We start from the raw sequence: 15,601 nt of genomic DNA, 5'->3' as shown, positions 1-15,601 counted from the left end.
ACATCCACGGCAAGGGCTTTGTTCCGGTCCTTCACAACACCCGGATCGTCACGGGCGCGCTTTCAAGCCATCCCGCCCGGCCTTGCGCCCGGAGCCTGAAAGCGTGGAGCCCGGGCGATAGCGGCCAACGCCATTGAAACGGCGCCCGCACCCGGGCTAGGGTGCTGTCGCCGTGCAGCCACTCGACCTTCCGGACGCCTTCCGGCACGACCGCCTCGAGCAGTAGAGTTTGATATTCGCGGCGTAGGTCCGGATCGATCTTGAGGATATCCCCGTCCGCCGGTGCGACGATGGCCAGATGCGCCGCATTGGCCTCGGGGAGCGGGGAATAGGCCTCCGGCGGCAGCGGCAAATGTTGGGCGGCCATCCAGCCGCGAAACTCCGGCGGCCAGACCTCATAGAGACGTCTCTGGACTTCCGCGGGCGGCGTGGCCGCAGAGGCCAGCAAGCCATTGCGGCGGTCCACCGCAACCCGACAGTGCACCCGACATGCCCGCGCGGGTGCGGTCCCGGCGATGAACCACTCCTCAAGGCTGCCGGGGCACTCCGCCCCGGGAGCCTGGCCCGAAACTGGACAGATCGGGGCGTGCATCACCCCGGAAGGCTGCAGCAGCGTGGCCGGATCGTGATCGGCATGCAGCTCCAGCATGATGTCGCGAAAGAGCGGGGCAGCGCCGGTGATGCCGCTGATCTTCTCCATGGGCTGGCCATCAAAATTCCCGACCCATACCCCAACGGTATACTCGGTGGTAAACCCCACCGTCCAGTTATCGCGAAAATCCTTGGTAGTCCCGGTTTTGGCTGCACACCAGAAGGGCAGATGAAGCGGGGCACCGAGGCCGAAAGCGGGAGCGCGGGCGCGATGGTCGGCGAGAATGTCCGCGACGATGAAGGCCGCTTGCGGTGAAAAAACGAGCTCCCCGGTTGCAGCCAGCGTCTCCTGGCCCGGCGCTGCGGCACGGGCGGAATCGTCACGCAAAAAATGTACAGGCCGCATCACGCCGCCATTGGCTAAGGCCCGGTAGGCGTTGGTCAGCTCCAGCAGCGTCACCTCGCCGTTGCCCAGAGTCAACCCCGGCCCGTAATGAGAGGCCGGCTTCCGCAAACTGGTGAACCCGGCGCGCTGCAGTCGCTCGAGAAGCAAATCGACCCCGAGGGCATCTAGCAGCCGCACGGTGGCGACGTTGTAGGAACAGGCCAGTGCCGTGCGTAAACGCACCGGGCCATGGTACTTTTCATCATAGTTGTGAACGACTGGACGCCCTTCCCCTTCGTCGGCAAAGCTCTCAATGTCGGCCAGAATGGAGGCGGGTGTAAAGCCGTTCTCGAGCGCCAGCGCATAGGTGAAGGGCTTGATCGCCGAACCGGGCTGGCGCAGGCTGCGCACGCCATCCACCTGACCCTGATGCTGATCGTCAAAAAAATCTCGGGATCCCACCCAGGCCTTGACCGCTCCGCTGCGATTCTCGAGGACCAGCACCGCCGCATTGGTAACATGGTTCCTGGCAAGCTGCTCGAGGTGCCCATTGGCCAGTTGCTCCAGCCGCATCTGCAAGCGGCTGTCTAGCGTGGTCCGGATCTCGGGACCAACAGCCGCCCTGCTACGGCATAGCTCCAGCACCCTTTGGCAGAAATGCGGGGCTGCGAAAGTAACCTGCCGCGGCGCGATAATCAACGGCTGCTCGAGGGCGCTGCGCAGCCGCTCCCGGTTAATGCTCCCTTGCCGCAGCAGCGCGGCAAGAACGACAGCCTGGCGCCGGCGCGCCCGTTCCAGATGGGTATAGGGATTGAATCGGGCCGGCGATTGCGGCAGTCCCGCCAGGAAGGCCGCCTCGGCCAGGGAGAGCAGCCGAGCCGGCCGCTGAAAATAGGTGCGGCTGGCCGCCTCCACACCGAAAAGCTGGTTGCCGAAGGGCGCCCGGTTGAGATACTGCTCCAGAATCTCCGCCTTGCTCAGCCAGATCTCGAGGCGCAAAGCGAAGAGGGCTTCAAGGGGTTTGGCATACCACTGCCTCGGTAGGTGATAGATCTGACGCGCCAGCTGCATCGTCAGCGTCGATCCCCCCGAAAGCACCTCCCGCCGGCGCGTATTCAGCCAGGCGGCTCGCAGAATGGCCAGAGGATCGATCCCGGGATGGTGATAAAACCGTTTGTCCTCCACCGCAATAACCGCCGCGGGGAGATCCGGCCCCATTTGCTGCAGCGGGATCCAGGTGCTTCGTCCCTCTTCATCGGATAGCACCTCCCGCAGCAGGCCGCCCTGGTCATCATAGAGTTTCCACGAATGCATGGCGCGATGATCGAGGCGCAATGCGGCGGGCGGCGTCAGCAAAACAATCGCCAGCAAGAGCACCCCGCCTGCGGCAGCCCAATGTATGGTTCGAGAGTTCATGGCCCTTCATCGGATCGAATCAGAGTAATGTAGTAAAAATTGAGCAGCAAACAAAGAACTAATCCGCGCGCCCCGAATCGCCGCCGTTTTTGCTTGATAATCAGCGATTTTTTCCCTATGTTCAAAGGCCAAAATAAGGACCCGCGTCATGCCGCGCTTTTTTCTTGAGTCTATCCCGTGCCACCTGGTCTCCTTCCTCTCTGCACTGCAATCCAATCCCGCTGCTGGTATCCCAAGATGTTCATTATCGGATGAGGAGATGCTGTCATGAACTTTGAAACGCTGTTTGCTGATAGAACCCGGAACATGGGTGCCAATATCATTCGCGAAATCCTCAAAGTCGTCAGCCAACCCGGCATGATCTCGCTCGCCGGCGGCTATCCGGCGCCGGAGAGTTATCCCTTCGAGGTTATCCGCATCCTGGCCAACCGAGTTTTGGAAAAATATGGCACCCGCGCCCTGCAGTATGACATGACCGAAGGTTTCATCCCCCTGCGCGAAGCCCTGGTCCCCTACCTGGCCAAGAAGGGTATCCAGACTACTGCCGGCGGCATTTGCATCACCAGCGGCTCGCAGGGGCTCCTCGACGCCCTCGGCAAGGTGCTGATCACCCCGGGCGATATCGTCGCCGTCGAGGCCCCCACCTATCTGGGCGCCCTCTCCGCCTTCAATCCCTATGGCCCCCGCTACCAGTGCGCTGAAATGGATGACGAGGGGATCCTCCCCGAGGCCCTGGAAAAAATCCTTGCTTCGGGAACGGTCAAATTGGTCTACCTGGTGCCGACCTTTCAGAACCCTACGGGCCGCTGTCTCGGTCTAGCCCGGCGTCACCAGATCGCCGAGCTGATAACCCGCTATGACGTCCTGCTCTGCGAGGATGATCCCTACAGCGATCTCCGCTATCGCGGCGAAGCCTTGCCGACCCTCCATTCCCTCATCCCCGAGCGAACCATCTATACGACTACCCTCTCCAAGGTCTTCGCACCGGGGCTCCGCCTTGGCGTGTGCGTCGCGCCCGAACCGGTACGGCGCTGGCTGGTGCTCGCCAAACAGGGTGTCGATCTCAACACCAGCACCCTCAATCAAGCTATGGCGGCCGAGTACCTGCTCGGGGGCTACCTCGATCAACAGATCCCCAAGATCATCAGCCTCTATAAACCCAAGCAGGAGGCGATGCTCGCCGCCCTCGACCGCTTCTTCCCCGAGACCTGGCACTACTCCCGGCCAGAAGGCGGCATGTTCATCTGGGCGGAAGGCCCCCAGGGCACCGATACCGAAAAACTCTACTGGAAGTGCATCGACCGTAAGGCCGCCTTTGTGCCCGGCAAATTCTTCTTCCCCTGTGACGGAGACGGCCTGGAGACCATGCGCCTCAACTATACTATGTCCACGGAAGCGGAGATCCAGCACGGAATCCAGATCATCGGTGAAACCATCAAAGAAGGCTTTTAATCGTTCGTCTTGCCATACCCATCCCCTTGCATACCCCTTTACCCGGACCGGAGGTTAAATGAAACGTTTCCTGCTCCTGATCGGCACTGCCCTGGCGCTTCACATCGCAACCGCAGCGGCCTGCACCAATTTCCTCATCACCCGCGGCGCTGCTGTGGACAGCTCTACGATGATTACCTATTCGGCGGATTCCCACACCCTTTATGGCGAGCTGCTCTATCTTCCCGCCGGCAAACATATCGCAGGCACACTGATCCCCGTCTACGACTGGGACAGCGGCACCTATCTCGGCCAGATCAAACAGGTAGCCGAAACCTATGCCGTCGTGGGCAATATGAACGAGCACCAGCTCGCCCTCGGCGAGACCACCTTTGGGGGCCGCGCCGAGCTGCACGATCCCAAGGGCCGTGTCGATTATGGCAGTCTGATGTACCTCGCCTTGCAGCGCGCCAAAACCGCCCGCGAAGCGATCAAGGTGATGACCAGCCTCGCCGAAGAATACGGTTACTGCAGCGAGGGCGAGTCCTTCTCCATCTCCGACCCCCGCGAGGCCTGGATCATGGAGATGATCGGCAAGGGCGAAGGCCATACCGGGGCCCTCTGGGTCGCGCGGCGTGTGCCCGACGGCTATATCTGCGGCCACGCCAACCAAGCACGCATCCGCCAGTTTCCCCTCAATGATCCCCAGAATTGCCTCTATGCCCGGGATCTCATCCCGTTCGCCCGCCAGAAGGGCTATTTCTCCGGGCCCGACCGCGAGTTCAGCTTCGCCGATGCCTACGCTCCCCTCGATTTTAGCGCCCAGCGTTTTTGCGAAGCCCGTGTCTGGAGCGGCTTCCGCCGCGCCGCCCCCTCTCTCAACCTCCCGAGCGACTATGCCTGCGGCGTACCGGGCAGCGAACCCCTACCGCTCTGGATCAAGCCGGACCATAAACTGAGCGTCCGCGATGTGATGGAACTGATGCGCGACCATTACGAGGGGACGCCCCTCGACATGACCCTCGACGTCGGGGCCGGGCCCTACAAACTCCCTTACCGCTGGCGGCCGATGGAATGGCAGGTCGACAGCACCAATTACTTCCATGAACGCGCCATCTCGACCCAGCAGACCGGCTTTTCATTTGTCGCTCAGTCTCGCGCCAACTTGCCCGATCCCATCGGCGGCATCCTCTGGTTCGGCGTCGATGATACCTATTGCACGGTCTATGTGCCGATGTACTGCGGTATCAATCGCGTGCCGGCCAACTATGGCACCGGCGCCGGCTCCTTCGCCGCCTTTTCCTGGAACTCGGCCTTCTGGGTCTTCAATTTTGTCGCCAATTATACCTACTCTCGCTACAGCGATATGATCGTTGAGGTTCAGAAGGTTCAGCGTGAACTCGAGGGCCAGTTTTCGGCTGCGGTCCCACAAATCGATGCAGCGGCCCTGGCCCTTTATAAAAGCTCCGCGCAGCAAGCGCGGGACTATCTGACCGACTTTTCATGCCGCTCCGGGGATGAGACCGTAGCCCGTTGGAAAAAACTCGGAGAATTCCTGATCTGGAAGTTTCTCGATGGCAACCTGCGGGATGAACATGGCGGCGTGCAGCATCCCCTATATCCGGAGGCCTGGTATCGCACCATTGTCAACGCCACCGGCGACCGCTATAAAGAGATCCCCTGGCCGAAAAAATAGCGATTCACCCTCCTTCCGGCGCAGAACCGGCGCGGCGGCCCTCCGCCCGATCTGCGGCTGAGGACAACTAAAGGATGACTGCACGTGGACCTGACCACTTTTGTCACCGGCCTGATCGTCTTTTTCGCCCGCGTTACCGATGTTACCCTGGGTACCGTCCGTACCATCAGCATCGTCCACGGCCGCACGCGGATCGCCTTCGCCCTGGGCTTTGTGGAAGTCAGTGTCTGGCTGCTGGTAGTAGCCAAGGTGCTGCAGGAGGTCGCCCGGGAACCAGCCCTGATCATTTTTTATGCCCTCGGTTTTTCCACCGGCAACGTCGTCGGCATTCTGCTGGAGCGGCGCATCGCCTTTGGCAACACGGTACTGCGGGTGATCAGCGCGGAGCGCGGCGCCCAGATCGCGGAAATCCTGCGCGCAGCTGGCTATGCTGTGACCACTTTCCTCGGCGAAGGACTCAATGGCGTCGTCAGCATGCTGGTTGTGGTCTTCCCGCGCAAGGAGTTGGAAGATGTGCTCACTCTGGTGAAAAAGGTCTCTCCCGAGGCCTTTTATGTCACGGAACAGGCCAGCCAGGTCAGCCGGCTCTATCGTCCCAACCTGGGGAGCAGCAACGGCTGGAATACCATCCTTAAAAAGAAATGAGCAACCCCATCGCAAAAAAAAAGGCCGCGGGAGACTTCCCGCGGCTCACAGTAGCGGCGCGTTCCCTCACGCCGTCAACCCGTGAAGAAACCCGTGAACGCGCCTTGATTCGATCCGCTCAGCGCATCAAGACCATCCGTTTGCAGTCATGATAGGGACCGGCCTGAAGGCGGTAGAGATAGATCCCGCCGGCAGCCGGTTCACCCTGCTCCGTCAACCCATCCCATGTTGCCGCATGCCCGCCTGCCGCTAGTTCGCCCTCGACCAGCGTCCGGATCCGCTGTCCCAGGAGATTGTAAATCTCAAGCCTGGCTTGCTGCCGTTCCGGCAACTGAAAAGCAACCCGGGTCTCTGGATTGAAGGGATTGGGGAAATTTTGCGCCAGGAGGAAACGCCCTGGTTGCTGGCCGCTATGCTCGCCGACCGCGGTGTTGCCGACCATGAATTTCCCAGACAGCCCCACAGCCGGGATCTTTACCGAGCCTGGGGCCACCACTTTGGGCGTGGTAAAAAATACCAGATCGAGATCCTTGAATTGGTCCGCACCCGGCTGAACCGTATAGCTGATGTTGAGCACTGCACCGCTCCCCCGGGCAATGGAGGAAGTGGCATCCATGCTGAGTAGCAGAATGTGCAGGATGCTCAGCGAATCCTCTTTCCAAGCCACCGTGAATCCGCTGGTGCGCTCGGTCGTCCAGACCGAGTCCGGTCGGATGAAATCAGGCACATCGGCGACCTCCAGCTGCAGCGCAATCACAGTGGTGTCATTGGCCATAGTGACCTGGACCACGTTGTGCTGCGTTCCGACTTTGCCGCTGCCCGTGCCCAGCTGCAGCACCACCTCCGCGCCAAACGTGAGCGGGGTGAGACAGAGCAGCAATCCCACCCCCAGTCTCATTTCTGCTTTCATTCCTATTCCTTTACCTCCCAAATCCGATCGGCCCGGGCCATCAATAAATCACTTCCCAGATGGTTAGAAAATCGAGCAGATCGAAATCCCCATCGGCATCCATGTCGCCGCTGAGCAATTCACCGGGGGTCATCGGATCGCCGGTTTTGAGCAGAAGCTGAACAGCGCGATCGAGATCCAGTCCGGTGACGCTCCCGTCCTGATTGATATCACCCTTGACCACAAAGTAGAACTTGCCGTCGAGCAGCGCCGGTTCAACGGGCAGGCTGTTGGCATCGGCGACGGTCACCTCCGAAAGGATCAGATCGGCGTGGTCGCCCACCGGGGCGCTGCCGGAGACGTCATAACTGATGGTGACGATCGGACCGCTGCCGACCGTGATCAGGCTGCCGGCCATCGAGACCAGATAGATGATGACATTGGTGCCATTATCCACCTTGGTGACCGAGAAATTGAGGGCGCGGCCAGCTGGCGTGACATTCATGGCCGTGAGCATATTCGGTGAATCATTCACGCGGAAGGAAAGACCGCGGATATTGGTCTGATTGTTCAGGTGAATCGCAACCTTGTTGCCTGTCGACCCCGGCTGGCCGCTGCTATCCTTTACCTGCAGCAGCACCAGTGAGGTGATGGTGAATACGGCGTTGCTCTGGTCCTGCTTGGTTATGTCGGAGGCATCCTCGACCCGGATCAGCGCTTGGGTCGTCAACCTGTTCGGTACCGTCCAGATATAGGCGCCGTCATTTTTGGTGCCGGCGACGATGCTCTCCCAGTTGGTTCCATTATCGATCGAGTAATAGAGGTTGACAAACGGCATGGTGGTGGAATCCGGGCCCGTCCACTGGATCTCCTGAGCAGCTCCGAAAAGCCAGGTATCCCCGCCGTTCGGGCGGATGATCGCCAGGTCGGGTGGGGTGATGTGCAGCGTGAAATTGGCATTGCTCATATCGGTCGGCACACCCGTGGTGACCTCTGAAATGCGGACACGGCAGGTGGCCGAGTTCACCGCCGGCACACTCCAGTTGTAGGTACCGGAGTTGGGGGTCGAAGCAATGATCGTCGTGAAGGTACTGCCGCCGTTGGTAGAGTATTCAATCCTGACATTACCGCCGCTCAGGGTTGAGGTCCAACGGATGGCATAGATCGTTCCGGAGTAGAGGTCCTCGCCGCCATTGGGTGCGGTCACGGTCAGGGTATCCGGCGGTGTGGCGATGGTGAAATTGGCATCGCTGATATCGAGCGGCGCACTGTCGGTGGCATCAGAAACGCGGATGCGGCAGGTGGTCGAGGTCGTTCCGGGGAGCGTCCAGGTGTAGGTTCCGGTGTTGGCCACTGTCGCCAGGAGGCTGTACGAGGTGCCGCCGTTGGTCGAAAGCTCGATCTTGACGTTGTTGGTGAGGTTAGCCGAGTTCCAGGTGATCGCATGGCTGGAGCCGGTGTACCAGATTTCACCGCCGTTGGGTGAGGTTACCGCGATGGTCTCGATCGGGGTGAGCGGCGCCGTCCCCTTGACGGTAAAGTCGTCGATGTTGTTGTTGCGCTGGCCGTAGAGGGCAATGCCGCCGTAGAGTGTGGTGCCGTTGCCATAGAGCTTGGCGGCATCGGTCAAGGTGCCATCAAGCTTGTTGTTGATGTAGAGCTTGAAGTGGTGGCCGCCAGCATCGGTGGTAGCCACAATCTTCATCACATCCCCCGCCTTGGGATAGGCTTGCGCGGGGGAAACGCTGGCGATGGTGGTGGCGTTGCGCTGGATGATCCCGTTGACAATGGGATGAAGCGTCAGGTCGCCATATCGGCGCAGGATGAAATAGCCGCTTTTTGAGGCCAGGTCATAGCGGATAATCGCGCCCCCTGAGTTGGCGCCCTCCAGGTCACTGCCGGGCGCCCACGTCCAGGAGATCTCGGTCGGATTATAGAGGGCCAGATAGATGGCGTAATAGTCCCAGCTCGCGACCGTAAGCGTGTTATCGAGGGTGCCCGAGACGATCTGGTACCAGCTCGCATCAACAAGCCAGTCGGATCCCAGGTTGGCACGGTTGAAATTGTCGGTGTAGGTGGTCTGAGCCATAATCCGTGGAACCGTACACAACAGGGTTGTCACCAGTAAAAGATGCCATCTTTTCATATGCAATTCCCACGTTCGAATAGATGCGCAACCGGCGGAGGCAGGCAATGCGCGTCATCGCCCACCCCAGTGCTTAGTAAACGAGTTCCCAAAGGGTCATGAAGTCATAGAGATCGACATCACCGTCGTGATCCAGATCGCCGCCCATCATCTCGTTCTCGGTGATGGCCGGAGGTCTGCCGAGTACGAGATCGGCCGCGCGGTTGAGGTCGAGAAGATCGACTGCGCCGCTGTTATCGAGATCGCCCATCTTCACGAACCAGAATTTGCCCGGCAGCAGGTCCGGCAGAACGGCGCGGCTGCTGTCATCACTCACCACAACGCTGGAAAAATCAAGGCTCGAGAATTCACCGAGGGGGGCCGAACCCGAGACATCGTAGGAGATCTGGCAGATGGGGCCGCTGCCCGTCGGAATCGAGTTGGCGGCAATGCTCACCATCATGATCGTCACCGAAGCGCCGTTATCCGCTTTGGTGACGGTAAAATCGGCCGCACGCCCCATCGGCAGGACATTCATCGCCGTCAGAAAAGCCGGAGAATCGATCAGCTTGAACGAAAGCCCGCGGATGGGGGTGATATTGTCCAGACAGACCGAGACCAGATTCCCGGTCGAACCCGGCTGTCCGCTGGTGTCCCGGACATACAGCGTCGCCAGAGTCAGGATGGAAAACGTAGCATTGCTCTCGTCGACCGGCAGGCCATCCGTGGCATCGGTGATCCGGATGAGGCCACGAGTCGTGGTCACGCCCGGTGTGGTCCAGGTATAGGAGCCGTCATTGGGCGTGCTCGCCACGATCATGCTCCAGTTGGCGCCATTGTCTGCCGAATAAAAGAGTCGCACATTGGCGATCGCGCCGGTGGAGCTCCAGGTGATCGTCCGCGGCGCATTGACTTCCCAGTTCTCCCCACCGTTGGGCACGAGCACGGTCAGCGTTTCGGTCTGCGGCGTGATCGTAAAATTGGCATCGCTGGCATCCAGCGGATTGCTGTCGGTGGCATCGCGAACGCGCACCCTGGCCGCAGTCGAAGCGGTTCCGGGCAGGGTCCAGGTGTAGGAACCGGTGTTGGCCGCTGAAGCGCTGATCACCGTCCAGGTCGCGCCGCCATCCAGGGAGTAATCGATGGCGACATTGCTGCTGAAACCGCTCGCGGTCCAGGTGATCGCGTGCGAAGAGCCGGCTAGCCAGGATTCGCCGCCGTTGGGGGAGGTAACCGTGAGGCTCTGACCCCAGACGGTGAAATCATCAATATTGTTGTTCATATTGCCGTAGAGGCAGACCCCCGCATAATAGGTGGCGGGAATGGCCGCGTAACTGGCGCGCAAATAGCTCAGGGTGCCATCGAGCGTGCCATTGATATAATAATCGAAATAAGCCTTGGTCGCATCCGTGCGCAGAACGATCTTGACCACACTGCCCTTGGTGGGAGCCGGCTGGGTCGCCGCAGTCGACGCCACCACAACGGTGCGGTCGACATTGCCATTGACGATGGGATTGATCTCCAGGTTGGCATCACGGCGGAAGATCATCATGCCGTTGGCGGTGGTCGATGCGGCACTCAAAAGCATCGCAAAGCCTCCGGCGTTGATGCCGCTGGCATCCGCGCTCGAGGCCCAGGTGTATTGCACCTGATAGGGATTGGTCACCGCATTGTAGACCGCCAGATACGTCCAACCGGTCGTCGTTGCGGTGTTGTCCAAGGTATTGTTAACGATCTTGTATTCGGTGTCGGCAGTCCAATTCGTTCCCAGGCTGGTGCGGTTGAAATCATCTACAACCTGCGCCAGCCCTGGCGAAACCATCGTTGCCATGATCATCAAAGCCCAGAGGGCCGTCGCCCGGCAAGATTTCATCTCAAAATCCTCTCAATTAGCGTGATTCCCCGTAAAGGAGGTCTCCATTTACTTGGTGACGGCCAACTTTTTGGTGATGACGACGTTGTCGGCGGTCATTTTGTAAAAATAGACTCCGGAAGAGACGTAATTGCCGGCATTGTCCCGGCCATCCCAATCCACCGTGTATCTTCCAGCACTCCTTCTTTCATTTACCAGGGTTCTCACTTCCTGACCTTGGGCATTGTAGACCATCAGCTTGATGGGCGCCGATCCCTGTCGCAACGTGGGAACTTCATAGGTGATCCGGGTCGACATGTTGAAGGGATTGGGCGTGTTCTGCATCAGGGCGAAGGATTCCGGTGCGGCGCTGACGGCCTGGCTGAGACTGCCATACTCCATCTGCAACTCACCGCCTCCCACCGTTCCGGCCAGCGCCGAGGTGATCTCGAGATCCTCATTGTGCGCCAGCGGTTCGGCGATGGTCACCGGTATTTGTAGCACAGTGCCCTCGTTGAGCGGCAGGAGATCGCCCGTAAGGCTGTAGAGCATCACCGCCACTTCATCGCCACGCGGCTGAATTGCCACGCTCATGTTCCGGCTGAGCTCGGTCACCCTCGGCTGAGCGACCAGAAACCGCCGCGAATCGAGTTTGAACGAAAACTGCAATCCGCTCACCGGGGCGGAGGACTTGAGCTGCACCGGCACCGAGACCGGACCGGAAATATCCTTTGGCAGGGCGGAAATCGAGAGCTCGGCATGGCCCGAATAATCAGCAGGTAGATCGTTCGCAACCCGGGGTGTTGCGGCGACGGCAAGATCGATCAAAGAGGTGATGTCCGCCACATCGATGACCCCGTCTTTGTTGAGATCACTCGACCACTTTTCGTACTCATTCGCGGAGGGTGTGCGGCCCAGGACAATGTCGATCAGCCGCAGCACATCAAAAAGATTGATCAGCCCGTCGGCCTTGATATCGCCCTTGATGCCGTACCAGAAATAGCCGCTCTTGACGTAAACAGTCACCGCCTGTTGCGTAGCATTGGCGGCCTTGAGGCTGTCCGGAATGACAGTCGCCTTGGTTCCGCGCACCGCTGCCGGATTGACAGAAACCGTCAGATTCGCGATGGTACCGTTCCCGGCCGTGAGCAGCGGCGTGGTGCCATTGGTCGGGTACATCAAGATCTTGACTGTTCCGCCCACCGGCGTCCAGGCGACCTGGAAACCCGAGGCCCGTCCGGTCGATACGACATTGGTGACCACCAGGGAGTCGGGGAGATCCTTGATCTTGAAGAGCAGCCCTTTCAGCGTCGTGACATTACGCAGATTGACCGGGATGGTATAGCCGCTCATTCCAGGCAGCCCGGCACTGTTGCCCACCGAAAGGGTGTCGCCCGTCGCAGCCAGCAGGGTGGACGTCAGGACGAAGAAGGCCAGGACTACCAGCAGGATGGGATGCTGAGATGACGAATTCATCACTTCCTCCGTACATTGAAAGGTGCAACCTTATAGAGTCATACTCTTGAGAGCGGAAACCCGGGTGCCGAACAGGGATGCGGTATCCAAGCAGGGATCGCTGATTGTCTCTCTCTGATACGCTAACTCAGGGCAATACATCACCGGCGTTTCAAAATCTGGGTTCTGCAACCGATTCACCCCATCCACCCGACGACCCGTATCCTACTAATCTTTGTTTTTATATGACTAACCCTTACTTCTTGCCGACTGTTCCCGGGGCAGTACCCCGGTGGCTACGGGCTGGCCACTGTTCTGCCTTCTCTTTTGCAACAGTCGTGCCAGCCTCCACCCGCTCGGCCTTCGAAGCTCGCTCGCATTGGTGCATTTTTTCTTGATTGGAAGCGCTTTTTTCACTATCTTGAATGAAATGTTTTTCAACTTTTCGTTTTAAGGAATGCTCATGGCCATATCCATTCAAAAGTATAAAGTGGTGCCCTCCCTGCCTGTCGAGCTCTCCGCCCTGCGCGACCTCGCTTATAATCTTTACTGGACCTGGGACCACGATCTCCGTAACCTTTTTCGCCGTCTCGATCGTGATCTCTGGGAGAGCTCCGGTCACAATCCGGTGCGGCTGCTCGGCCGCATCGACCAGGCCCTCCTCGAAGCGCGTGCAAAGGACGACGGCTACCTCTCCCACCTGCAGCGAACCCGCGCCGCCCTCCAGAATTATCTTTCGCAAAAATCCTGGTTCCAGAAGAATTATCCGCAGCAGAAAAACTTCCGCATCGCCTATTTTTCGATGGAATACGGCCTCAACGAAGGGCTGCCCCTCTACTCCGGCGGCCTCGGCGTCCTCTCCGCCGATCACCTGAAATCGGCCAGCGATCTGGGCATTCCGCTGATCGGCGTCGGCCTGCTCTACCAAAAGGGCTATTTCCATCAATACCTCTCCAAGGATGGCTGGCAGCAGGAGAACTATCCGGAAAACGATTTTTACAATATGCCCATCAAGCTGGAGTGCGACGCCGAAGGCAAACCCATTACCATCACCGTTGAAATCCTGCAGCGTACCGTCCATGTCCGCATCTGGCGCGCCCAGGTCGGTCGTGTGCCCCTCTACCTCCTCGATACCAATGTGCCGGAGAATATCCAGGAGGATCAGGACATCACCGATGTGCTCTATGGCGGTGAAGAAGAGATGCGCATTAAACAGGAGATCGTCCTCGGCATTGGCGGCATCCGCGCCCTTGAAATCCTCGGCCTCCGCCCGGATATCTGCCATATGAACGAAGGCCATTCGGCTTTCATGGCCCTCGAACGCGTCCGACTGCTGATGCAGGAGTCCAACCTCTCGTTTCCTGAGGCGCAGGAAGCCAATCGCAACAGCACCATCTTCACCAGCCATACCCCGGTGCCCGCCGGCATCGATGAGTTCGATCTTGGTCTGATTGACCGCTACATCGGCAGCTATTACAGCGCCCTGCAAATCTCCGCGGAGCAATTGTATCGCCTCGGCGGCATCGGCCTGCCCGAGAGCAACGGCAAGTTCAACATGGCCATTTTCGCGATCTCCATGTCCGGTGCTTGCAATGGTGTCAGCAAATTGCATGGCGAGGTGGCGCGCAAAATGTGGCATTATCTCTGGCCGGAACTACCCGAGAATGAAGTCCCCATCGGCCATGTCACCAACGGCGTTCATCTGCCGACCTGGATCTCCGAGGATATGGCCGAACTCTTTCATCGCTACCTCGGACCGCGCTGGAGCAGCATCGCCGCCGAAGATTCCGTCTGGGACCGCATCCAGCAGATCCCTGATGAAGAGCTCTGGCGCACCCATGAACGCCGCCGCGAACGGCTCGTCGCCTTCACCCGCAAGCGGCTGCGCACCCAGCTGGAAAAGGCCGATGCCCGGCCCGAGGATATCGCTAAGGCCGACGAGGTGCTCGATCCCCAGGCTCTGACCATCGGCTTCGCCCGCCGTTTCGCCTCCTACAAACGCGCCAAGCTGATCTTCCAGGACCTCGAGCGTCTCAAGGCCATCCTCAACAACAAGGAACGGCCGGTGCAATTCATCTTCGCCGGCAAGGCCCACCCCCGCGACAATATCGGCAAGGGGATTATCCGCGACATCGTCAACATCATCCGCAACCAGGAGTTTCGCAGCCGGATCGTCTTCATCGAGGACTATGACATGGAGGTCGCTGCCAGCATGGTCCGCGGCGTCGATATCTGGCTTAATACCCCGATCCGGCCGCGCGAAGCCAGCGGCACCAGCGGCATGAAGGCCAGCCTCAATGGCGCCCTCAATGTCAGCATCCTCGATGGCTGGTGGGATGAAGCCTATACCAAATCTGTCGGCTGGGCTATCGGCCGCGGCGAAGAGTTCGAAAACGCCGAGGAACAAGACCTCTATGAAGTGGAATCCCTCTATTCGTTGCTGGAACAGGAGGTCGTTCCGCTCTTTTACCAGCGCAGCAGCAATAAGCTGCCACGCGAATGGATCGCCATGATGAAGAGCAGCATCCAGGTGCTCAGCCCCTTCTTCAACACCAACCGCATGGTCCGCGACTATTTCGAACGCTATTACCTGCCCGCCGAACTGCGCTGGCAAAAACTAAGCCGCAACAATATGGAACTGGCCAAGGAACTTGCCGCCTGGAAGGCGCGGGTGCAGAATCAATGGCCCAAGGTGCATGTCACCGGAGTCGTATCGGAGGAGGGCGACGAGGTCAGCGTCGGCGGCAAAATGCGCATCAGCGCCACCATCGACAGCGACGGCCTCAAACCCGAGGAACTACGCGTCGAGGTCTATTACGGCTTGCTCGATTCCGACGATGACATCATCGACGGCCAGAGTGTGGTGATGCAGCAGGTCGAACAGCTCAAGAAGAACATCAGCCGCTTTGAGGCGGTCATCCCTTGCGAAAAGACCGGACAGCACGGCTTCTCGGTACGGGTCATGCCTTATCATGCAGAACTCGCCACTCCCTTCGACACCGGCCTGATCTCCTGGTATCAGGAGTAATCCCGGCCCCCTCTGCAGACCCGTTCGCGGCAAAAAAAAGCGCGCCCCTTTCTACCACAGGGGCGCGCTTTTTTTAATAGATGGATCG

General features: G+C 59.4%; 9 protein-coding genes. 4 read left to right on the top strand and 5 right to left on the bottom strand.

Annotation, left to right across the window (positions count from 1 at the left end; all coding sequences use genetic code 11):
- Positions 1–31: 31 nt before the first annotated feature.
- Positions 32–2,392 (bottom strand): penicillin-binding protein 1C, encoded by a 2,361-nt coding sequence (pbpC, locus tag PLH32_02505; GenBank protein ID HQJ63456.1) that lies wholly within the window; start codon positions 2,390–2,392, stop codon positions 32–34.
- A 267-nt stretch (positions 2,393–2,659) separates the two neighbouring features.
- On the opposite strand from pbpC, the gene PLH32_02500 reads away from it, so the two are divergent.
- From PLH32_02500 to PLH32_02490, 3 genes are all read left to right on the top strand, one after another.
- Complete coding sequence (locus tag PLH32_02500; protein ID HQJ63455.1) at positions 2,660–3,844, top strand: PLP-dependent aminotransferase family protein; 1,185 nt, start codon at positions 2,660–2,662, stop codon at positions 3,842–3,844.
- Positions 3,845–3,902: 58 nt separating this feature from the next.
- On the top strand, positions 3,903–5,519 hold the full coding sequence (locus PLH32_02495; GenBank protein HQJ63454.1) for a C69 family dipeptidase: 1,617 nt from the start codon (positions 3,903–3,905) through the stop codon (positions 5,517–5,519).
- Between the two features lie 84 nt (positions 5,520–5,603).
- Positions 5,604–6,164 (top strand): DUF5698 domain-containing protein, encoded by a 561-nt coding sequence (locus PLH32_02490; protein ID HQJ63453.1) that lies wholly within the window; start codon positions 5,604–5,606, stop codon positions 6,162–6,164.
- 118 nt (positions 6,165–6,282) lie between these two features.
- Here PLH32_02490 and PLH32_02485 read toward each other — a convergent pair whose 3' ends face one another.
- From PLH32_02485 to PLH32_02470, 4 genes are all read right to left on the bottom strand, one after another.
- A complete protein-coding gene (locus tag PLH32_02485; protein HQJ63452.1) occupies positions 6,283–7,074 on the bottom strand; it encodes a FlgD immunoglobulin-like domain containing protein in 792 nt (263 codons plus the stop codon).
- A 40-nt stretch (positions 7,075–7,114) separates the two neighbouring features.
- A complete protein-coding gene (locus PLH32_02480; GenBank protein HQJ63451.1) occupies positions 7,115–9,199 on the bottom strand; it encodes a dockerin type I domain-containing protein in 2,085 nt (694 codons plus the stop codon).
- 73 nt (positions 9,200–9,272) lie between these two features.
- The gene (locus PLH32_02475; protein HQJ63450.1) at positions 9,273–11,051 is read right to left on the bottom strand and encodes a hypothetical protein; all 1,779 of its coding nucleotides are present in this window, start codon (positions 11,049–11,051) and stop codon (positions 9,273–9,275) included.
- 48 nt (positions 11,052–11,099) lie between these two features.
- Positions 11,100–12,506 (bottom strand): FlgD immunoglobulin-like domain containing protein, encoded by a 1,407-nt coding sequence (locus tag PLH32_02470; protein HQJ63449.1) that lies wholly within the window; start codon positions 12,504–12,506, stop codon positions 11,100–11,102.
- A gap of 436 nt (positions 12,507–12,942) precedes the next feature.
- Here PLH32_02470 and glgP point away from each other — a divergent pair, with 436 nt between their 5' ends.
- Positions 12,943–15,513 (top strand): alpha-glucan family phosphorylase, encoded by a 2,571-nt coding sequence (gene glgP, locus PLH32_02465; protein HQJ63448.1) that lies wholly within the window; start codon positions 12,943–12,945, stop codon positions 15,511–15,513.
- Positions 15,514–15,601: the final 88 nt, after the last annotated feature.

This window comes from bacterium (genome assembly GCA_035419245.1).
In the GTDB taxonomy this organism is placed as follows: domain Bacteria; phylum Zhuqueibacterota; class Zhuqueibacteria; order Residuimicrobiales; family Residuimicrobiaceae; genus JAKPUX01.
Note: the sequence above shows the minus strand (reverse complement) of the source record. Positions and strands in the feature narration are given on the sequence as shown.